This window comes from Mesorhizobium carmichaelinearum (genome assembly GCF_900199455.1).
GTDB classification, from domain to species: domain Bacteria; phylum Pseudomonadota; class Alphaproteobacteria; order Rhizobiales; family Rhizobiaceae; genus Mesorhizobium; species Mesorhizobium carmichaelinearum.
This window is the reverse complement of sequence record NZ_FZQR01000006.1, coordinates 325,813-346,241: the sequence shown is the minus strand read 5'-3', so window position 1 is coordinate 346,241 and position 20,429 is coordinate 325,813. Positions and strand designations below refer to the sequence as shown.

The 20,429-nt window shown below is 62.4% G+C and carries 19 protein-coding genes; 9 read left to right on the top strand and 10 right to left on the bottom strand.

Annotation, left to right across the window (positions count from 1 at the left end; all coding sequences use genetic code 11):
• Window positions 1-205 precede the first annotated feature (205 nt).
• On the bottom strand, window positions 206-1,360 hold the full coding sequence (locus CKW40_RS16725; RefSeq protein ID WP_095201055.1) for an ABC transporter substrate-binding protein: 1,155 nt from the start codon (window positions 1,358-1,360) through the stop codon (window positions 206-208).
• A gap of 213 nt (window positions 1,361-1,573) precedes the next feature.
• Entirely contained in the window at window positions 1,574-2,419 is an 846-nt protein-coding gene (locus CKW40_RS16720; RefSeq protein ID WP_095200972.1) for a class I SAM-dependent methyltransferase, read from the bottom strand.
• 76 nt (window positions 2,420-2,495) lie between these two features.
• Here CKW40_RS16720 and CKW40_RS16715 point away from each other — a divergent pair, with 76 nt between their 5' ends.
• Window positions 2,496-2,987 carry a helix-turn-helix domain-containing protein gene (locus tag CKW40_RS16715; protein WP_095200971.1) on the top strand — a complete coding sequence of 164 codons (492 nt, stop codon included), beginning with the start codon at window positions 2,496-2,498 and terminating at the stop codon, window positions 2,985-2,987.
• Here the strand turns inward: CKW40_RS16715 and CKW40_RS16710 are convergent.
• The 3 genes from CKW40_RS16710 to CKW40_RS16700 all read right to left on the bottom strand — a co-directional run bounded on the left by CKW40_RS16710 (window position 2,984) and on the right by CKW40_RS16700 (window position 5,179).
• Window positions 2,984-3,889, bottom strand: a complete 906-nt coding sequence (locus CKW40_RS16710) for a LysR family transcriptional regulator (RefSeq protein WP_095200970.1) — start codon at window positions 3,887-3,889, stop codon at window positions 2,984-2,986. The genes CKW40_RS16715 and CKW40_RS16710 overlap by 4 nt on opposite strands.
• 76 nt (window positions 3,890-3,965) lie before the next feature.
• Window positions 3,966-4,583 carry a DedA family protein gene (locus CKW40_RS16705; protein WP_095200969.1) on the bottom strand — a complete coding sequence of 206 codons (618 nt, stop codon included), beginning with the start codon at window positions 4,581-4,583 and terminating at the stop codon, window positions 3,966-3,968.
• Entirely contained in the window at window positions 4,580-5,179 is a 600-nt protein-coding gene (locus tag CKW40_RS16700; RefSeq protein ID WP_095200968.1) for a class I SAM-dependent methyltransferase, read from the bottom strand. The genes CKW40_RS16705 and CKW40_RS16700 overlap by 4 nt, the downstream gene beginning before the upstream one ends.
• Before the next feature lie 286 nt (window positions 5,180-5,465).
• Here CKW40_RS16700 and CKW40_RS16695 point away from each other — a divergent pair, with 286 nt between their 5' ends.
• Both CKW40_RS16695 and CKW40_RS16690 read left to right on the top strand, forming a co-directional pair.
• The gene (locus tag CKW40_RS16695) at window positions 5,466-6,140 is read left to right on the top strand and encodes a response regulator transcription factor (RefSeq protein WP_095200967.1); all 675 of its coding nucleotides are present in this window, start codon (window positions 5,466-5,468) and stop codon (window positions 6,138-6,140) included.
• A gap of 10 nt (window positions 6,141-6,150) precedes the next feature.
• A complete protein-coding gene (locus tag CKW40_RS16690; protein ID WP_095200966.1) occupies window positions 6,151-7,512 on the top strand; it encodes a sensor histidine kinase in 1,362 nt (453 codons plus the stop codon).
• A 64-nt stretch (window positions 7,513-7,576) separates the two neighbouring features.
• Here CKW40_RS16690 and CKW40_RS16685 read toward each other — a convergent pair whose 3' ends face one another.
• Complete coding sequence (locus tag CKW40_RS16685; protein WP_095200965.1) at window positions 7,577-8,353, bottom strand: DeoR/GlpR family DNA-binding transcription regulator; 777 nt, start codon at window positions 8,351-8,353, stop codon at window positions 7,577-7,579.
• Window positions 8,354-8,868: 515 nt separating this feature from the next.
• On the opposite strand from CKW40_RS16685, the gene CKW40_RS16680 reads away from it, so the two are divergent.
• The gene (locus CKW40_RS16680; RefSeq protein ID WP_095200964.1) at window positions 8,869-9,756 is read left to right on the top strand and encodes a phosphotransferase family protein; all 888 of its coding nucleotides are present in this window, start codon (window positions 8,869-8,871) and stop codon (window positions 9,754-9,756) included.
• Complete coding sequence (locus tag CKW40_RS16675) at window positions 9,753-12,206, top strand: GcvT family protein (protein ID WP_095200963.1); 2,454 nt, start codon at window positions 9,753-9,755, stop codon at window positions 12,204-12,206. Before CKW40_RS16680 ends, CKW40_RS16675 begins: the two co-directional genes overlap by 4 nt.
• Here the strand turns inward: CKW40_RS16675 and CKW40_RS16670 are convergent.
• Complete coding sequence (locus CKW40_RS16670) at window positions 12,203-12,835, bottom strand: class I SAM-dependent DNA methyltransferase (RefSeq protein ID WP_095200962.1); 633 nt, start codon at window positions 12,833-12,835, stop codon at window positions 12,203-12,205. The genes CKW40_RS16675 and CKW40_RS16670 overlap by 4 nt on opposite strands.
• A 101-nt stretch (window positions 12,836-12,936) precedes the next feature.
• Between CKW40_RS16670 and CKW40_RS16665 the strand changes: the two genes are divergently transcribed.
• Complete coding sequence (locus CKW40_RS16665) at window positions 12,937-13,854, top strand: phosphotransferase family protein (RefSeq protein ID WP_095200961.1); 918 nt, start codon at window positions 12,937-12,939, stop codon at window positions 13,852-13,854.
• An 80-nt stretch (window positions 13,855-13,934) separates the two neighbouring features.
• On the opposite strand, the gene CKW40_RS16660 is transcribed toward CKW40_RS16665, so the two are convergent.
• Both CKW40_RS16660 and CKW40_RS16655 read right to left on the bottom strand, forming a co-directional pair.
• Window positions 13,935-14,408, bottom strand: a complete 474-nt coding sequence (locus CKW40_RS16660; RefSeq protein WP_095201054.1) for a DUF805 domain-containing protein — start codon at window positions 14,406-14,408, stop codon at window positions 13,935-13,937.
• A 267-nt stretch (window positions 14,409-14,675) separates the two neighbouring features.
• Window positions 14,676-15,593: a DMT family transporter gene (locus tag CKW40_RS16655; RefSeq protein ID WP_095200960.1), complete on the bottom strand. Its 918-nt coding sequence runs from the start codon at window positions 15,591-15,593 to the stop codon at window positions 14,676-14,678.
• Window positions 15,594-15,819: 226 nt separating this feature from the next.
• Between CKW40_RS16655 and CKW40_RS16650 the strand changes: the two genes are divergently transcribed.
• Complete coding sequence (locus CKW40_RS16650; protein WP_095200959.1) at window positions 15,820-16,362, top strand: hypothetical protein; 543 nt, start codon at window positions 15,820-15,822, stop codon at window positions 16,360-16,362.
• Window positions 16,363-16,660: 298 nt separating this feature from the next.
• Here CKW40_RS16650 and CKW40_RS16640 read toward each other — a convergent pair whose 3' ends face one another.
• Window positions 16,661-17,941 carry an amidohydrolase family protein gene (locus CKW40_RS16640; protein WP_095200958.1) on the bottom strand — a complete coding sequence of 427 codons (1,281 nt, stop codon included), beginning with the start codon at window positions 17,939-17,941 and terminating at the stop codon, window positions 16,661-16,663.
• 206 nt (window positions 17,942-18,147) lie between these two features.
• On the opposite strand from CKW40_RS16640, the gene CKW40_RS16635 reads away from it, so the two are divergent.
• Together CKW40_RS16635 and CKW40_RS16630 are read left to right on the top strand one after the other, a co-directional pair.
• Window positions 18,148-19,902, top strand: a complete 1,755-nt coding sequence (locus CKW40_RS16635) for an ABC transporter ATP-binding protein (protein ID WP_095201053.1) — start codon at window positions 18,148-18,150, stop codon at window positions 19,900-19,902.
• Between the two features lie 84 nt (window positions 19,903-19,986).
• Window positions 19,987-20,427, top strand: a complete 441-nt coding sequence (locus CKW40_RS16630) for a hypothetical protein (protein WP_095200957.1) — start codon at window positions 19,987-19,989, stop codon at window positions 20,425-20,427.
• Window positions 20,428-20,429 lie beyond the last annotated feature (2 nt).

The window sequence follows — 20,429 nt, the reverse complement described above, 5'->3', positions numbered from 1 at the left end:
CTGTCAGTCTGTTGCCGGTTTATCAAAATCATCCTCAGCTACAAATCTGGCTAGGATCGCGAAATTCGCGCGCCGCTCCACCTCCCCTCGATGGGGGAGGTCGCGGCGAAGCCGCGGGTGGGGTGATTCTGGCACGAACCGCCGCGCAGCCCCCCCACCCCGACGCTGCGCGTCGACCCTCCCCACAAGGGGAGGGTAAGGGAAATCACCGCCCGCCGATGACGCCGATATAGTCCGACACCCAGCGGTAGTAAGGCACGCACTGGTCGTTCTGGGTGACGCATTTCGAGACCGGCGTCTTCCAGAACTTGATCTTGTCGAAATTGTCGTAGCCGTTGGTCTTGCAGCCTTCGTCGGTCAAGAGCTCGTTGCCCTTGCAGGCTGCGGGCACCACGGGGAGCGATCCGAACCAAGCCGAGACATCGCCCTGCACCTTCGGTGACAGCGAATGCTCCAGCCACATATAGGCGCAGTTCGGATGCGCCGCGTCGGCTTCCATCATGGTGGTGTCGGCCCAGCCGGTAACGCCTTCTTCCGGCACGGTCGAGGCAACCGGCTTTTTGGCGGCAACCAGCGTGTTGACCTGATACGGCCATGAACCGGAGGCGACGACGCCTTCATTCTGGAAATCATCGACCTGGATGGCGGCATCGTGCCAATAGCGGCCGACCAGCGTGCGCTGGACGCGCAGCAGGTCGAGTGCCGCCTTGTACTGGGCCTCGTTCAGCTCGTAGGGGTCCTTGATGCCGAGTTCCGGCTTGTGGAACATCAGGTAATTGGCGGCGTCGGCGATGTGGATCGGCCCATCATAGGCCTGGACGCGGCCCTTGTTGGACTTGCCGTCCGGCAGGTTCATCGCCTCGAAGACGACGTTCCAGCTCTTCGGCGCTTCCTTGAACACCTCGGTGTTGTACATCAGGATGTTCGGCCCCCACTGATAGGGAACGCCGTAATGCACCTTGTCGACGGTGAACCAGGGCGCGTCCTTGAGCCGGTCATCGACCGTCTTCCAGCTCGGGACGAGATCGGTGTTGATCGGCTGCACGCGCTTGCCGGCGACGAGGCGCAGCGAGGCATCCCCTGAAGCCGTCACGAGGTCGAAGCCGCCCTCGTTCATCAGCGAGACCATCTCGTCCGACGTGTTGGCGGTCTTGACGTTGACCTTGCAGCCGCTCTCCTTCTCGAAGGCGGTGACCCAGTCATAGCCCTTGTCGGTCTCGCCGCGCTCGATATAGCCCGGCCAGGCAACGATGTTGACCTGGCCTTCGCCCTTGCCAAGTTCCTTGACCTGGGCGATGGCCTGACCGGAGAAGGTCAGCGCGACCGTCAGCGCCGTGCATGACTTCAGGAATGAATTCATCATCGATCTCCCATTTTGGCGGATGACCCCGAAACCGCTCCGGTTTTCGCCAGATCACGCGCGGACTGAAAACGTATCAGTTCGTCCTGTGGACTTGATGTCGCTCTGGTGGCGGCTTTGGTCCCTGAAACCGAAGGTGCTTGGAAAATTCCGGTTTCGCAAATTCATTTATCAGAAAGGCGATATCGGTTTTTCCGATATCCAGACACCGCTTCAAGCAAGCGCCGTCACCAGCCAGCAGGCGGCATTGAAGCGAGCCTCGCCGTCCTCAACGAAAGGCGCGAACGCTGCCGGCAACACCGTCGTGATTTTTTCGGCCGTCGCCCGGTCAACCTCGCGCAGCGCAGCGCCGAGTGGCCCTAGCCGGGTGACAAACGTCATCAGATCGCGTTGGGCGATCCGACACGGGACGTCCGCCCGTTCGACTTCGATTGAAGCCCAACCGCTCGCTTCCAGGATCCGCTTCACCTTGGCGCCGTCGGCAAAGGCAAACTGACCCGGCGCATCGGGGTCTGGCGCTGGTGCGGGCGGCAGGAAAGGCGCAGCCGCTCGCGCGGCGGTCGTCATGAAATCATTCTCGAGCGGACCGCGCCAGGCAACAAAGGCGAGTTTGCCACTGCGCCTCGCGGCCTTTCTTATGTTGGTGAACGCGGCCACGGGATCATCGAAGAACATGACACCGAAGCGCGAGATAACAGCGTCGAAGTGCCCGGATTCGAACGCATATGCCTGGGCGTCGCCCACTTCAAAACTTGCGTTTGCTAGGTCTTCCACCCTCCTGCGCTCCGTCGCCAGGGCGACAAGCGGCTGCGAAATGTCGAGCCCCAGACAATTTCCGTCGTTGCCGACGCGGCGCGCCATCGCCAGAGTTGTGGCGCCGGCACCGCAACCGATGTCCAGGACATTGCTCCCTTCCCCGGGATAGCCTGCATCGACCACCAGTCGCTCGAACGGCGCCAGTATCTCGTCGAGGATCGGCTGCATCTCGACCCAGGCCTTTCCGCTGGCATCGTTCCAGAGCGCGGCTTGGCGTGTGTTTGGCTGCGCGGATTGCGGCATAGCGGACCTCGCTTTCGTGTTGCTCTCACCGATCGTCGCGAGCACTCTACGAGTTCAAGCCGACTTGAGGTCAAGCATGAAAGATATGGACATTGCCGAAGTGTCGCGCCGCACCGGCGTGCCCGCCTCGACACTTCGCTACTACGAGGAGAAGGGCCTCGTCGCCTCGATCGGCCGTCGCGGCCAACGCCGCCTGTTCGACCCTACCGTCCTGGACCGGCTCGCCTTGATCGCGCTCGGACGCGCTGGTGGATTCGCACTGGACGAGATTTCCTCGATGCTGACGCCCGACAGCCTGCCGAAAATGGATCGAGGGCGCCTGGATGCCAAGGCGAAGGAACTGGACCAAATCATCCAACGCCTGACGGCGATCCGAGAGGCTTTGCGTCACGCCGCCCGATGTCCGGCCGCCCGGCCGATGGAGTGCCCTGCGTTCCGCCGCGCCGTCAGGCTTGCCGGCGCCGGCCGCTTCGAGGTTGCCCCGATAGGGCCGTTCAAGGCGGAGGCGGTTTCCGTCAAGAGGCGCAAGCGCAGGACTGGCCACGCCAGCCTGGAGCAGCCACACTAGCGACGGACCGTCCGCTGCGACTGGGCAAGCCCGATGAAATCGCGCGCCGCCTGCGGCAGGCCGGAGCCGCGCCGCCAGACCATGCCGACCTGGACGACGGGGAGAGAGCCGGAAATATCGCGCGACTCGATGCGGTCGCCTTCCAGCGACCAAGGCCGGTAGACGAGGTCGGGCAGCAGCGCCACGCCGGCGCCGGTGGCGACCAGGCTGCGCACGGCTTCGACGGAACGGGTGCGGAAGGCGACATGCGGCTTGGCGCCGATAGCCGTCAGCAACTTGCCGGTGTTCTCCTCGATTTCGTCGACGGTCAGCATGATCAACGGTTCGCCAGCAATATCGCCAATGCTGATGATGTCGGCGCTGGCGAGCGGATGGCCGAGCGGCAGCCACAAGCGATAGGCCGAGACTTCAAGGATTTCCGATTGCAGCGCCGTGCGGTCGCGCAAATTGGAGGTGACCATGACGGCGATGTCCAGCTTGCCGCCGATCAGCAGATGTTCGAGGTAGTCGCCATTGTCCTCGATGGCCGAGACCTCGACACCGGGATAGGCGCGGCGGTAGCGGGAGAGCAGATCCGACAGCACATAGCCGGCGACCAGCGAGGTGACGCCAAGCTGCAGCCGCCCTCCCGCCACCGCCTGTTCGCCGGAAAAAGAACGGCGGGCGTCGGAGACGTCGGCGAGGATCTTGGTCGCGTGGCGCAGGAACTGGTGGCCCTTGTGGGTGATGTTGAGGCCGCGCGGATGGCGCTCGAACAGTTCGACGCCGAGATCGCTTTCGAGTTCCTTGATCGCTTCGGTGACGGACGATTGCGAGATGGAGAGGTTTTGTGCCGCGCCCGACACCGTGCCTTGCTCGGCGACGGCGATGAAGAACTGCAACTGGCGGATGGTGAAGGCCATGGCCGGACTAAACACCGGCAGCCGAGTGAAGGAAAGCCGATGGCGGAGCTTATCCCATGGCTCGAGAGCCGTGCGTTCAGCCGCGCACCAGCTTGATGCGGCGCCGCCATGCGGGGCCATAGCGCAACGCCAGCATGAAGGCCGTCTCCAGCGCCACGACGATGACGATGATGCGCAAACCCACCGTGAAGGAATCCTGGCCGCTGCCGCGCAAGAGATAGCCGGTCAGGAGGAAGCCTGCATTCCAGATGGTGGCGCCGAGCAGCGTCGCGATCGCGAAGGGCAGAGCCGGCAGACAAAGCGCGCCGGCCGCGATCGGCAAATAATTGCGCACCGTCGGGATGAACTGCGCCAGCAGCGACACCCGCACATGATTGCGGCGATAGACCTGGCCGAGTTTGCGATAGGTTGCGGGGCGCAGGAAGACATATCTGCCGACCCGTTCGATCAGCCTGTCGGCACGATCAAATCCGATCCGGCAACCAACCCCGTACCAGACAAGGCAGCCGGCGAAGGAGGCGAGAGTCGTCACCACCAGCAGGATCAGGAGTGTAGTGCTGTCAGGCGCCGCCGTCATACCGAGGAACAGCAGCAGCACATGCGAGGGCGGGATCGGCAGGATCTTCTCGGTGAAGGCGAGGCAGAAAACGCCGAACAGGCCGAAGCCGAGAATGGCCGACAGCGGACCGGTCATGCGAAGCGCCAATCATATGTTCCCAGCGTCTTGATCCTGGCGACGCGATAGACCGTCGCCGGCGGGAAATTGCGAAATGTATGGCCGACCCGCGTCACCTCGAGATCGAGCCGGTCAAGCAGCGACTGGTCGAACGGGCAGCGGCGGCCGAGCGTGAATTGATAGAGCGCCCCGCCGGAACAAAGGTTTGCGAAAACGCCTTCCAGAATGGCAAGCGTCTTGCGCGGTGAAATCAGGCGGAACGGCAAACCGCTGACGGCAGCGCCGACCACCGGCCCGTGGAAGAGCGACAGATGGCGCAGCCCGACGGCATCCATTTCGAAGATCCGGGCAGCGGGAAAGCGCCGCTTGAGAAGTGCCGCGAAATCTGGATCGGATTCGATCAGCGTCAGATCCTCCTCCCGCACCCCGCGTGACAGCAGCGCCCGTGTGAAAGGGCCGGTTCCTGGACCGAGCTCTAGCACGGGGCCTGTCTCCGGACCGATGTCGCGCGTCATCAAGGTCGCCAGGCTGGAACTGGACGGCGTGACGGAGCCGACCCTGAACGGCGCAACGGTCCACGCCATGAGAAAAGACAGGGCATCATGTGCAGGCATATCCAACCTCAATCCCGGACAACGGCACGCCAACTAGGTGGTGGCCGCTTGATTTCGTTTCAGCGTCGGACCCGAACCTGTTGCATAGTCGGGCCCGACGCCTTGACGCCGGCATGGGCGGTTCCTGCCGACCGGCGCTGTTTGCCGTGGCTGGATTGCATAGACATTGCGCAATAGCGCTGGCGCAAAGAAAGAACTTGCCGGCCGCAGGCCATTCGGCTCTGCCATGTCTACGCAATGTTGGCGCGGTAGCGCCCGATGCAGTGATGGTTGCCGGGGAGTGTGGATGCGTATCTTGCTGGTCGAAGACGAGCCCGAAATGGTCTCGGCGCTGCGTGCGGCGCTGAAGCGCCACGACATGGTGGTCGATCACGCCGGCACCCTGCTTGAGGCGGAGGGCTTCGTTGCCGTCGACAGCTACGACGCCATCCTGCTCGACCGCCAGTTGCCGGATGGCGACGGGCTGTCGCTGGTGCCGAGATTGCGCTCGGCGGCGAACACCACGCCGGTGCTGGTGCTGACGGCCAAGGGAGACACATCTGACAAGGTCGATGGGCTGGACATGGGCGCGGACGACTATCTGGCAAAGCCGTTCGCCTTCGAGGAATTGCTGGCCCGCTTGCGCGCGCTACTCAGGCGCCCGGCGCCGCTGCAGTCGCAATTCATCCGCGCCGGTCATCTGGTGCTCGATGTTGGGCATCGCGAGGCGGCGATCCGCGGCGAGCCGCTCAGCCTGCCGCGCCGCGAACTCCTGGTGCTGGAGGCGCTGATGCGGCGCACTGGCCGTATGGTGCAGCGCGAGGCGCTGATGGAAGCGGTGTTCGGCCTCGACGACGAGATCCAGTCCAACGCGCTCGACACCCATGTCTCGCGCCTGCGCCGCAAACTTGCCGATGCGGACAGCGGCGTGACGATCAATGGTATTCGCGGCGTCGGTTATCTCCTGCGCGAAACGACATGAGCGCCGAGCGATGAGCATCAGGCGGCCACGTTCGCTCAAATGGAGCCTGGTGCTGCGCATCGCCTTGCTGCAATGCGCGATGCTGACGCTGATCATTGTCGGCATTCTCGGCGCGTTGCTCGCCACCGGCCTCATTCCGCACGACTATGAGGACGGCACGATGGACGTGCTGGCGGATGCCGTGGCGCGCGACGCGGGCGGCAAGCTTACCCTGCGCGAGACCTCCGATCTGACGAAGCTGCGATCGGATGTCCCCGGCCTCTGGTTCATCATCCGCGACAAGCACGGGCAGCGGCTGCAGGAAGGCACTGTTCCGGCCCTCTTCGTGCCTTTCGCGGGGCTGCTGGACACTATCAGCGACGCGCGTATCGACAATTCCATCGGCGAGAGCGCGCCGCCGGATGCAAAGATCCGCTGGACCGAAACGGAAGCCGGCAACGTCCAGATCTTCACCGGCACCAAGGGCGGGCTTTCGCTGCTGCGCCTGCTCGGACAGGCGCCGCAATTCTTCCTGCAAGGCATATTGCCGCTGGCGGGACTGATGGCGCTGGCCACACTGTTCGCGACGCCTTGGGTGGTGCGCGGCGCGCTGTCGGGCCTTGGCCATGCGGCGGCCGAGGCCGAACGCATCGACATCGACCAGCGCGGCGTGCAGCTGCCGCTGAAAGACGTGCCGATGGAGGTGACGCCGCTGGTCAAGGCGGTGAACGCCGCCCTTGCGCGGCTCGACAAGGGCTACGAGCGCCACAAGCGCTTCCTGACCGACGCCGCTCATGAATTGAGGACACCGGTCGCCATCCTCAACACGCGGCTGGCCTCGCTGCCGGCGACACCGGAGCGGGCCCGGCTGCTGCAGGACGCAGCGCGGCTGTCGACGCTGACCGACCAGTTGCTCGACCTGCAACGCCTCGACCGGCAGACCTCGCCTTTCGAGAAAGTCGATCTCGTGGCGATCGCGCGTGGCGTCATCGTCGATCTCGCGCCGATGGCGTTCTCCGCCGGGTATGAAATGTCGTTCGAGCCGGAACGGGAAACGGTTTTCGCCAGCGGCGACCGCACCGCGATCGAGCGCGCGGTGACCAACATCGTCCAGAACGCCATCGAGCATGGCGGCCGCGCGGGCAAGATCACAGTCAGCGTTGCGGCGCCCGCAATCATCGAGGTAAGGGACGAAGGCGACGGCGTGCCGCCAGCCGAGCGCGAACGCATCTTCGAGCCCTTCTATCGGCTGCGCCCGCAAGATCACGGCGCCGGGCTCGGCCTCAACCTCGTGCAGGAAATCATGCAACTGCATGGCGGTCGTATCGAGATTTTCGACAGCAAGCCGAGCGGCGCCTGCTTCAGGATGAGTTTTCGCGCCGTGCCCGCGTAGGCATGGCCGCAGGCGGCGATCGATGCACAACATCGCCTTCGCCCACCAGGCGCTGGTGGCAGGCTCAGAACCCGGCTTCGCCGCCGGCAATGCTGAGCCGCGCGCCGGCCTGCGCCAGCGCCGCTTCTATGTCGTGCGGCGGCGAGCGGTCGGTGGCGAGTTCGGAAAAGCCGTCGAAGCCGCAGACCTGGACCAGGCCATGGCGGCCGAATTTGGTGTGGTCGGTGATGACGAGCGAGCGTTGGCCGCGCGACAGCACCATGCGGGCGAATTCCGCCTCTTCCAGATCATAATCCATGACACCCGTCACCGCATCGACAGCGCCGGTGGAGATGATGGCATGGCTGACCGAGAAGCGGCTGACGAACTCGATGGCCGAAGTGCCGAAGGCAGCGCCGGAATCGCTGCGCAGTTCGCCGCCGGCCATGTAGACCTTGTTGCCGTTGATGGTGGCCAGCGTGCGGGCGATGTCGGAAGAATTGGTGACGACCGTCAGCCGCCGGTGGCCGAGCAGTTCCCGGGCCAGGAACGAGGTGGTGGTGCCGGTGTCGAGCATGACCGATTCGCCGTCGCGGATGGTGGCCGCGACCATGCGGGCAATGATGCGCTTGGCATCGGCATTCTCGCGCATGCGCCGTTCGAACGGCGCTTCGCCGACCATCGACGGCAGGCCGATGGCGCCATGCATTTTCAGAACCGAACCATCATTGGTGAGCGGCTTGACGTCGCGCCGCACGGTTTCGAGCGAAACACCCAGCCGGTCGGCCAGGCTGGCGATGGTGACGGTTCCCTCTTCCTGCAGCAGCCGCAGGATCTCGCCGTGGCGTTTGGAATGGGCCATTTGGTCTTCCCCGGACTTAGGCTTTTGACCGGTTCTAAGGTAATTCGAGTGCTTTTAAAGGGATTACCCTTGCTTTCGGGCAAAACACCCAAAAAAAGTCACATGTTTTTGTTGACAACCGGGCAACCCTGGCGTGAAATCCAGGCATCAACAGGGGTTCGGAGCTGCAAACGGGAGGGTGATGGCAGAGCCGCAACTCACTGACCGGGCCGTCTTGAACGTGTCTGGCGCAAGGAATTTTCAGATCCGCGGGGGCGGATGCCGGGACCAAAACCTGGCCAAGGGGCTCGTCGGTGCGGTGCGGGATACCTATCCTGGCGTCCCGCACCGACGAGGTTATTTGCGTTTCTCCCCGCCGTCGTTGCGCTGTCCATGGCGCCCAATGCATGTCGCCCAAAAGCGACCTCGGTTTTGGGAGAACGACATGCATAAAAACAAGGACCTAAAGCGCGTCGCATGGATCCGTTTCAACGTGACGCGCTTTGGTCGAAGCCCAGCAAACCAGGGATGATTCCGTGATTGCCGAAGATCGCATCCGCGCCCTGCCCTGCTGGACCGGCGCCATCGAGATCGCCCCGTTGCCCGGCGGCCTGAGCAACGCCAATTATGTGGTCAGCGACGCTTCCGGACGGCATGTCGTGCGCTTCGGTCAGGACTACCCATTTCACCATGTCTTCCGCGAGCGCGAGGTGATGACCGCGCGGGCCGCCCATGCCGCCGGTTTCGCGCCGGCGGTGCACTATGCCGAACCGGGCATCATGGTGACGGCGTTCCTTGGCGCCAGGACCTATCTGGCCGAGGACGTGCGCGCCAATCTTGGCCGCGTCGCCGCCTTGATGCGCGGCTTCCACCGGGAGATGCCCAACCATATCTCTGGCGCCGGCTTCATGTTCTGGGTGTTCCACGTCATCCGCGACTATGCGCGCACGCTCGAGGAGGGCAACAGCCGCAAGCGCGGCGACTTACCCCGCCTTTTGACGCTGGCTGACGAACTGGAGCGGGCGCAGAAACTGCTGCCGATCGTCTTCGGCCACAATGATCTTTTGCCGGCAAACATTCTCGACGACGGCAGCAGGCTGTGGCTGATCGATTTCGAATATGCCGGCTTCAACACGGCAATGTTCGACCTAGCCGGCGTCGCGTCGAACGCCGGCATGAGCGACGCGGAATCCTTTGCCTTCCTGACCGCCTATTTCATGAAGGAGCCGGACGAGGCGATCCGCCGCTCGCACGCCGCCATGCAATGCGCCTCGCTGCTGCGCGAGGCGATGTGGAGCATGGTGTCGGAACTCTATCTCGACGCACCCGGCATCGACTACGTCGCCTACACCGAGGAAAACCTGGTGCGGCTCGATGCGGCGCTGGAAAACTACCGGACAAAATACGGGATCCTGAAATCATGACTTTGCCCAGCCAGGCCGCGATCGTTGTGATCGGCGGCGGCATCATCGGCTGCTCGACGGCCTATCATCTGGCGCGCGACCACAAGGCCGACGTCGTGCTGCTCGAACAGGGTAAGCTGACCTCGGGCTCGACCTGGCATGCAGCCGGCCTGGTCGGGCAATTGCGCTCGTCGGCCTCGATCACCCGCGTGCTGAAATACTCGGTCGACCTCTACAAGGGGCTGGAGGCCGAAACCGGTCTTGCCACCGGCTGGAAGATGACCGGCTGCCTGCGGCTCGCCACCAATGCCGACCGCTGGACCGAGTACAAAAGGCTGGCGACGACGGCCAAAAGCTTCGGCATGGACATGCACTTGCTGTCCCCGGCCGAGGTCAAGGCGATGTGGCCGCTGATGGAAACCGGCGATCTCGTCGGCGCCTCCTGGCTGCCGACCGACGGCCAGGCGAGCCCCTCCGACATCACCCAGTCCCTGGCCAAAGGCGCGCGCATGCATGGCGCCAAACTGTTCGAGAATGTCCGCGTCACCGGCTTCGAGATGAGGAATGGCCGCATCACGGCGGTAAAGACCGATCAAGGCGACATTGCCTGCGACAAGGTGGTGAACTGCGGGGGACAATGGGCGCGCCAGATCGGCGCCATGGCCGGCATCAACGTGCCGCTGCAGCCGGTCAAGCACCAATACATCATCACCGAGAAGATCGATGGCCTGGCGACCGACGCGCCGACGCTGCGCGACCCCGACCGCCGCACCTACTTCAAGGAGGAGGTCGGCGGGCTGGTGATGGGCGGCTATGAGCCGAACCCGCAGGCATGGGCGACGGATCTCCCCGGCGGCGACGTGCCCAACGATTGGGAATTCCGGTTGTTCGACGACGACTACGACCATTTCGAGCAGCATATGGCACAGGCGATCGCGCGCGTGCCGGCGCTGGAAACGGTCGGCGTCAAGCAGATGATCAACGGGCCGGAAAGCTTTACGCCGGACGGCAATTTCATTCTCGGCACAGCGCCCGAATGCGCCAACATGTTCGTCGGCGCCGGCTTCAACGCCTTCGGCATTGCGTCCGGCGGCGGCGCCGGCTGGGTGCTGGCGCAGTGGGTGGTCGATGGCGAGGCGCCCCTCGACCTGTGGGTGGTCGACATCAGGCGCTTTTCCAACCTGCACCGCGACCGGCAATGGGTGCGCGAGCGCACCCTGGAAGCCTATGGCAAGCATTACACGATCGGCTTCCCGCATGAGGAGTATGCCTCAGGCCGGCCGCGCATCGTCTCGCCACTCTACGACAGGCTGAAACAGCAGCGCGCCGTGTTCGGCTCGAAGCTTGGCTGGGAGCGGCCGAACTGGTTCGCGCCCGAAGGCGTCGAGCCGCAGGACATCTATTCGATGGGCCGGCAGAACTGGTTCGCGGCGGTCGGTAACGAGCACCGGCATGTGCGCGAGCATGTCGGCATCTTCGATCAGTCATCCTTCGCCAAATACGAGTTGAGCGGGCCTGATGCGGCCAAGGCACTGGACTGGATCTGCGCCAACGATGTCAGCAAGCCGGTCGGTAGGCTGACCTACACCCAGCTTCTCAACACGCGCGGCGGCATCGAAGCCGACCTGACCGTGGCGCGGCTGGCCGAGGAGAAATTCTACATCGTCACCGGCACCGGCTTCCGCACGCATGATGCCTCGTGGATCAGCGACCATATCGGCGAGAGCCTCGATGCCGGACTGACCGACGTCACCGAGGACTTCGGCACGCTGTCGCTGATGGGTCCTCGCGCCCGCGACGTGCTCTCCGCGGTGACCGATGCCGATGTGTCGAATGCTTCATTCCCGTTCGGCCATGTCCGCGAGATCACCATCGCCGGCCACACAATCCGGGCGCTGCGCGTCACCTATGTCGGCGAGCTCGGCTGGGAACTGCATGTGCCGATCGCGGCCACAGGCGAAGTCTTCGACGCGCTGATGGCGGCTGGCAAGACGCACGGCATCCGCCCGGTCGGCTACCGGGCGCTGGAATCGCTGCGGCTCGAAAAGGGTTACCGCGCCTGGGGTTCCGATATCACACCCAACGACACGCCGCAGGAAGCCGGGCTCGGCTGGGCGGTCAAGCTCAGGAAGAACACCGATTTCGTCGGACGGCGCGCGCTGGAGACGATCGGCGGGGCGCCTCTGAAGAAGCGCTTTGCCGGCTTCACGGTCGAGAATCCCGAAATCGTGCTGCTCGGCCGCGAGACCATCCTGCGCAATGGCGAGCCGGTCGGTTATCTGACAAGCGGCGGCTACGGCTACACGGTGGGCAGGAACATCGGCTATGGCTATGTGCGCAACGGTGACGGGGTGAACGACGATTTTCTCGCCACGGGCGACTACGAGCTGGTTGTCGCGATGGAGCGGACGCCGGCCAAAATCCATCTCGAGCCGATGTACGATCCGGCAGCGGAGCGGGTGAAAGCCTAATTCACCCGCAAGGCAAGGCCACGGCTGGGCACGGTGTCGGCCTCGCCCGGCATCGAGACATAAGGGCGCGTTTCTTCAACGCGGGTGACGACGCCTTGCGCTTCGAGCTCGGCGATGCGTGCGGCAAAGCCGGATTCCCACAGCGTGTTCTTGACCGTCAGCACGATCACCCCGCCCGGCCGGCAGATGCGGATCAGCTCGTCGAGCCCTTCGGCGCCGACATGGCCCGAGGTGAAGACGCCGGCCGAGATGATCCCGGCATAGGCATCGTCGGCAAAGGGCAATGGCCCGCCCATCGCCAAGCAATGGAGCGCGGTATACACGCCCTTGGCAGCCGCCTTGTCCAGCATGCCTTGCGAAATATCGAGAGCCTCGACCTTGGGGTAGCCGGTAATATCAAGCCATTCGCCGATGAGCCCGGTGCCCGCGCCGGCATCGAGCAACGGTGCCGCGCCACGCGGCAGATGGCGGGTCAGCAGGGCCAGGCAGATCGTCGGATGACGATAACCGGCGGCCGACATGTCGGCGTCATAGGTCTGCGACCAGCGGTCATACAGCGCCGCCACTTCTTCGGGCCGCGTCGCTGCATAGGCTGCGCTGAGCGCGCCCAAATGTTTACCGTCCGTCATCGCTGGTCTGTCGCCTGATCGAGTTGCCTTCGACCAATGATAGCCAAACGGCGAAAATTGTGGAACCGTTACGATGAGAAATAACAGCGTGGGGGCGCGGCATGGCGACGGACGAGGCGCGGGTGAAACTGGCCGCCATTCCGGTTCTGGCCGGCTATACCGGGCCGCTGGAGCGGCTCGGCGGCCTCACCAATCTCGTCTTCAGGGCCGGCGATCTCTGCCTGCGCATTCCGGGCAAAGGCACCGAAGAATACATCAACCGCGCCAACGAAGCGGTGGCCGCGCGCGAAGCGGCGAAGGCGGGAGTCAGTCCCGACGTCCTGCATGCCGATGCCGATACCGGCGTGATGGTGACGCGCTTCATCGCCGGTGCCGAGACGATGTCCCCGGAAAAATTCAAAAGCCGGCCAGGCAGTCCGGCCCGCGCCGGCGAAGCCTTCCGCAAGCTGCACGCGGCCGGCGCGGTGTTCCCCTTCCGCTTCGAATTGTTTTCGATGATCGACGACTATCTCAAGGTGCTTTCGACCAAGGACGTCGCCCTGCCCGCCGGTTACCATGAGGTGGTGCGCGAGGCCGGCAGCGTGCGCTCGGCGCTGGCCGCCCATCCGCTCCCCCTCGTCGCCTGCCATTGCGATCCGCTGTGCGAGAATTTCCTCGATACGGGCGAGCGGATGTGGATCGTCGACTGGGAATATTCGGGGATGAACGACCCGCTATGGGATCTTGGCGACCTCAGCGTCGAAGGCAAATTCGACGCCGCGCAGGACGAAGAGCTGATGCGTGCCTATTTCGGCGGCGAGGCGAAGCCGGCCGAGCGCGGTCGGGTCGTCATCTACAAGGCAATGTGCGACCTGTTGTGGACGCTATGGGGATTGATCCAGCTCGCCAACAACAACCCGGTCGACGATTTCCGCGCCTATGCCGACGGCCGCTTCGCCCGCTGCAAGGCGCTGATGGAGACGCCGGAGTTTTCAGGGCATCTGGCGGCTGTGCGTATGGGCCGGAGCAGTTCGATGTGAGAGCAGTTCCAGAGCCCAGCGATCCAATCAAACACTTAAGTTCTAAAAGCGCTTCAATAAATTGCTCTCTTGTCGCGCGCCTATTTGAAAACGCTCTCCAGTTCACTCAAAGTCGCCGTATCGTCAGACTTTTTGCAATACCAAACGATCAATGCGATGGGACCGATGGGGAACAATCCCGCAAGGAGTTGATGCCAACCGCTTCTGTTGATGTCATGCAGCCGGCGAGTGGTCATAGCAAGTGTCGGCAGGAGGGCGGCAAGATTCCAAATCGATGAGACAATTTCATTCTTCACAATGGCATCAGCTATGACAACAATAACGCCCACAGCGAAAATGAAGAGGTAGGAGTACCAGAACTCCGAGCGGCTGGCCCTGCCGGAAAAATTCACATAATTTCGAAAGAAACTTGAAACAGCTTCACTAAAATTCATCGGAGGCGGCATTTCTCCAAAGCGATTGGCGCCGGCAGGCGCTGCTCTTAGCACAAACACCAATGGCAGGCCGATCAGGACCAAAACGATCAGCCAATGCCATATAGAGAAACTACCCATTACCGCCCCCTCTATCGCAATTCTCTTGAGATGTTGATCTTGCCCCTCCCGGCCAAGAATCAATCCCGTATTGCGCCCGGAAGGCAACGTACACAGCAAAATATCGATGTAAATACCGGACTTTCTGACCGGAAACTCAAACAACTCCGGATGATAGCCTTCGGCTGCCAAACGCGTCGCTTCGAAACGGCGCGATGTGACGTGCTGTATGCTTTGTTTGGCTGCAATCGCGGACGGAAAGCCGTTTCACACTTTCCTGTAACCGCTTTAGTTCACGCCCTTCGGCACGTTTTCGGGCGGCACCGTCGTCTCGACCACTTTCTGACGGTGGAAAATGAACAGGCCGGCCAGAACGATGATGCCGGAGCCGATCAGGATGCGCGTACTGGGAATGTCGCCGAAGAACACCAGCCCGAACACAACGGCCCATAGCAGCAGCGTGTAGTGCAGCGGCGCCAGCGTCGAGGCCGGGGCGAGTTTGAGCGCCCGCGTGATCATCAGATGGGCGCTGCAGGAGACGATGCCGAGCAGCAGCATGGCACCGAAATCGAGTGCCGAGGGCGTCTGCCAGGCGCCGATGGTCAGCACGCCGCCGACCAGCAGCGTGCCGATGGTCTGCCATGTCACCAGATTGGTGTCGCTGGTGCCGCGCAGCCGTCGGTTGAGGATGATGGCGAAGGCAAAGGCGATGCTGCCGACCAGCGCGAAACTCGACGACAGCGAGAGCGCGGCCGAGGATGGCTTCAGCATGATCACCACGCCGCAGAAGCCGAGCAGGATCGCCACCCAGCGGCGCCAACCGACCTTTTCACCAAGCAGGAAATGCGACAGCGCTGCGACATAGATCGGCCCGGCCATGTAGAAGCTCATCACGTCGGCAAGCGGCAGATAGACGACGGCGGCGTAGAACAATGCGGTGTCCAGCGTCGTCGCCAACACGCGCAGGATCTGCAGTCCGGGCCGCTCCATGCGAAACAGCTTGGCGGTGCCTTGGTGCGCGATCATCGGACCGAGCACGAAGAAGGCGCCGATGGAGCGGATCAGCACCACCTGGCCGACGGAGAAGCTGGCGACCAGCCACTTGCCCATCGCGTCGTTCAACGCAAACAGGAAGTCACCGGCCAGCATCAGCAGAATGCCGGCCAGAAGCACGTTCCTGATGGTGACTTTCTCGGCGGCGACCATGACCGATATCAACTCCTTCGCGCGGTAAGCGGGTAAAGCGGTTGGTATAGTGACATCGGCAACCTAGCGAGCGGAATTAGACAGTCCGACAAGGCCAACTCTGCAAATTCGGCTGACTCGAAATTCATCAAACCCGAGCGCACAGTGGAAGCGGCTGGAAAGCTTGATGTCTCGCCCACAAGAAAAAAGGATGTTAAAAGTTCCATATTAACGGGGGAATAATCCAATGGAAGCCTACGCCACACTAGCTTCAGCGATTCTATCGGCTCTGGCGATATTCGTTGCATGGAGTCAGTTCAAAAAGGGGGAATACCGAATTGATCACGTAACATCATGGAGCAATGATTCCATTTCCAATCTTCAAGAGATATATTTGGTAATTTCGGCCTCCGCCGAAATTACCAACGAGAAACAAAAAAGAGATAGATTGACGGAACTTTGCATAAATTCGTCGATTCTGATCGAAAAAGGTAGAATATTCTTCAAGAACCAAGTTATTAATACATACGGAGCTACCAAGCCAGAAGCCTACAGAGGCTATCGCCCCAAGATCTTAGATCCCCTGGTAGTCGCCCATGAAATCTCCAAAGATTGGTTCAAATCTGATGCCCAAAGGCGAGATCGGCTGGCGCGTCTCGCTTACGAGAATGTCAGACAATTTGTTTCCCTAGCTCAAAAAGAAGTGGGACGTAGCAAGACGACTTCGGCAGATACCGCGCAGGGAGGCCAGGGGGTCAATCTTGAACGCCTATTGGCTGCTCTGAAGTAGATTTATACCGAATCGACCGGATTCGTAGCAGCAAACCGGGAACCGTCCAGGCCAGCGCCGGGAATCGGCTGGCGCTGCCTGGCTTCGGCTTGCTTTGGCTGCGGCCTGATGATGATCGGCCGATAAATCATCGGCCGATCCCGAGGATCGAAAGCCGGCGTGCTTCTCAGCTCCGCGCGACGCTCGATATCGATGCGCTGCAGGCACTCGGCAAAGGCATCATTCTTCTTGCGGAAGCCGTAGGACCGGCATTTGGCTTCGTCGGCGGCGCGTCGATCCTTGATGCAGATGCAGCGTCCTATTGGGCCTGATGCCTGCGGTTGACCTGTGCCGGCCTGCCAGGGATGGAAAGCCTGCTATCCTGCCTTGTCCGTTCCGCCACCACCTTGCCCCTGGCGATGACGCAAATGCGCTCGGCGCGCAGGCGCAGGGCTTCGATCGGATTGCTGGCATCGAGAACGACAAGGCTGGCGCGCTTGCCGACGCCAAGGCCCAGATGATCGAGCCCCATGATGGCGGCATTGACGTTGGTCACCATGTCGAAGCAGCGCGCCATGTCGGCCGGGCTCGACATCTGGGCAACGTGCAGGCCCATGAAGGCGACGTCGAGCATGTCGGCGGTGCCCAGCGAATACCAGGGATCGAGCACGCAATCCTGACCCCAGCCGACGCGGACGCCGAGCGCCTGCATCTCCTTGACCCGGGTCAGGCCGCGGCGCTTCGGGAAGCTGTCGTGACGGCCCTGCAGCATGATGTTGATCAGCGGATTTGGGATGGCCGAAACGCCGGCTTCCGCGATCAGCGGCAGAAGCTTCGAGACGTAGTAATTGTCCATCGAATGCATCGAGGTGAGATGCGAGCCGGCCACCTTGCCCTGCAGGCCGAGGCGCTGCGTTTCATAGGCCAGCTGCTCGATGTGGCGTGACAGCGGGTCGTCGGTCTCGTCGCAATGCAGGTCAACCATCAGGCCGCGTTTTGCCGCGATCTCGCAAAGCTCGGTCACCGAGCGCGTGCCATCGGCCATGGTGCGCTCGAAATGCGGGATGCCGCCGACGACGTCGACGCCCATGTCCAGCGCCCGAATGGTGTTCTCACGCGCCGTCGGCGAGCGGTAGAAGCCGTCTTGCGGAAAAGCCACGAGTTGCAAGTCGATGTAAGGGGCGATCGTCTTCTTGACGTCGAGCAGGGCCTCGACCGCGAGCAAACGGTCGTCGCAGACATCGACATGGGTGCGGATGGCGAGCAGGCCCATCGACACCGCCCAGTCGCAATAGGCCAGCGCGCGGTCGCGCACCGCCTCATGCGTCAAAAGCGGCTTCAGCTCACCCCATAGCGCAATGCCTTCCAGCAGCGTGCCCGAGGCGTTGATGCGCGGAATGCCATAGGACAGCGTCGCATCCATATGGAAATGCGGATCGATGAACGGCGGCGAAACCAGATTGCCGCTTGCATCGACCTCGGTCCGCGCGGAACCCTGCAGATTGGGCTCGATCGCCGTGATCGTCTCGCCGCTGATGCCGATATCGGCAATCCGGCCATCCGGCAGCGTGCCGCCACGAACGATAAGGTCGAAATCCATCTGTCGTCATCCTATTTCCAGAATCACCCAGCCATGGTGGCGCAAAAGACAGCTTGCCGCAGCCGTTTCTTTAGGCGACCGCGAAAGGTTCCCTCTGTCGGTAACTCGCTCTATAAGCCGCCTTTCGTCCACGCAGCGATCGGCTTCGGCCCCAAGGCCCTATTCGCAAACCATGGAAGTCCCGTGTGAACTTGAACTTTCCATTCCTGAAACGCGACGAACGGTCGACGGAGAACCAGCGCCTTATCGTGAGGCTGGTCAAAGAGTCCTTCCGGCAGCATATGTTCGGATATGGCGCGGCCATTGTGTCGATGCTGGTGGTGGCCGGCATGACGGCTGCCAGCGCCTGGATCCTGCGCGAAATCACCAATGAATTCGTGATCGACAAGCGGATCGATCGCGTCAACATGATTGCCGGTGCGGTCGCCGGGATTTTCATCCTCAAGGGCTTCGCCAATTTCGTCCAGGCCTATTTCATGAGCCGGGTCGGCAACGCCATCATTGCCGACCGGCAGCGCAAGATCTACGACCGAATCCTGGCGCAAGGCATCGAATTCTACCATTCGACCTCGTCATCCGACCTGATCACCCGCATGACCAACAATGCCCAGGCGGCACGCAACGTGCTCGACCTGATCGTGACCTCCTATGTGCGCGATCTGGTGACCCTGCTTGCGTTGATTGGGGTCATGGTCTGGCAGCAGCCGGCGCTGTCGCTGATCTGCTTCGTCGTCGGCCCGTTGGCCATCTATGGCGTCAACCGCATCCTGAAGCGTGTGCGCAAATTCGCCGCAATGGAGTTCCGCTCGGTCGGCCAGATCATCCAGGTGATGCAGGAAACCGCGATCGGCGTGCGCGTCGTCAAATCCTTCAACCTCGAAGGCTTGATGCGCAAACGCATGTACAAGGCAGTGTCCGACGTCGAGGATCGGGCCAACAATATCGCTGCCCTGGAAGCGGTGACCAGCCCGGTGATGGAGACGCTGGCCGGGCTGGCGATAGCCGGCGCCGTCATGGTCAGCGGCTTCCTGGTTCTGCAGGGCGGCCAGATGCCTGGCAACATCATGGCCTTCATCGCGGCGCTGCTGCTAGCCTATGAGCCGGCCAAGCGCCTCGCGCGCGTGCGCATATCGTTGGAAAGCGGCATCGTCGGTGTACGCATGATGTTCCAGCTCGCCGACGAGCCGCTGACGCTGGCCGAGAAGCCGGACGCGAGGCCGCTTCGGGCCGGACCGGGTGAGATCCGGTTCGACGCCGTCAGCTTTGCCTATCAGAACGGCCCGCCAGTTCTAAACCGGTTCGACCTCACCCTTGCGTCCGGCAAGATGACGGCGCTGGTCGGGCCGTCCGGCGGCGGCAAGTCGACGATCCTGAACCTGATCATGCGCATGTATGACCCGAAGAGCGGCAAGGTGCTGCTTGACGGCCAGGACATTTCCCATGCAACGCTCGCCTCGCTCAGGGAAAAGATCGCCTATGTCAGCCAGGACACGTTCCTGTTTGCCGGCACCATCATGCACAACATCCGGCTCGGGCGAGAGGGCGCGACCGACGAAGAGGTGATTGCCGCCGCCAAGGCCGCCAACGCGCATGACTTCATCATGGCGCAAGCGAAAGGCTATGAGACGGATGTCGGCGAGAATGGCGGCCTTTTGTCGGGCGGCCAGCGCCAGCGCATCTCGATCGCGCGCGCCATGCTGCGCAACGCCGAAATCCTGCTATTGGACGAGGCGACCAGCGCGCTCGACGCCGAATCCGAAGCGCTGTTCCGTGAGGCGCTGCAGCAGCTCACCGAAGGCCGCACGACGATCGTCATCGCCCACCGCCTGTCGACCGTGCACCAGGCTGATACGATCGTGGTGCTCGAGGGCGGCAAGGTGGTGGAGAGCGGGCCGCATCGTGCGTTGCTCAAGCAGGGCGGGCTCTACCAGAAGCTTTATGAATATCAGCTGATGCCATAACGGAGCTCGATTATGCGCGGTGCTCGACTCGTGTCCTTTCTACGATGCGTCTTGCTCGGCAGCTTTGCCGTGCAGTCTCCAGCCATGGCAATCGATTATGACAACGCGCATCATCTCGACGCAGAAAACCTCGCTGAGCAAGGGATAGCAAAGGCGTACAACGACGTTTTACCTGAGCTTCGGCAGTATGTGAAAAACCCGATCGCAATCCACCAAAGCGTCGACGCGTACGCGACACGATATGCGGTTCACGCAGCTGGCCAGGAGCTTGTAATATACGGCCCGGACATTCCGGGTAGCGAAGACAAAAGCTGGGGCACAGCCACCTACGTGTTCTTCAAGATCATCAACGACCAACTCGCCAGTTCGGACGTGCGGTTCTATGCGCTTAACGGCGGAAATGATCTTTTCGGCATCTTCTTGACACCGTCACAGGCGGAGGACGCAAAGCGATCGCTACCAACCCGAGCGGATTGGCCCTACCTTCCCGATGCGGAATGGCCTTGGTACGGCCAGTACCACTAGCT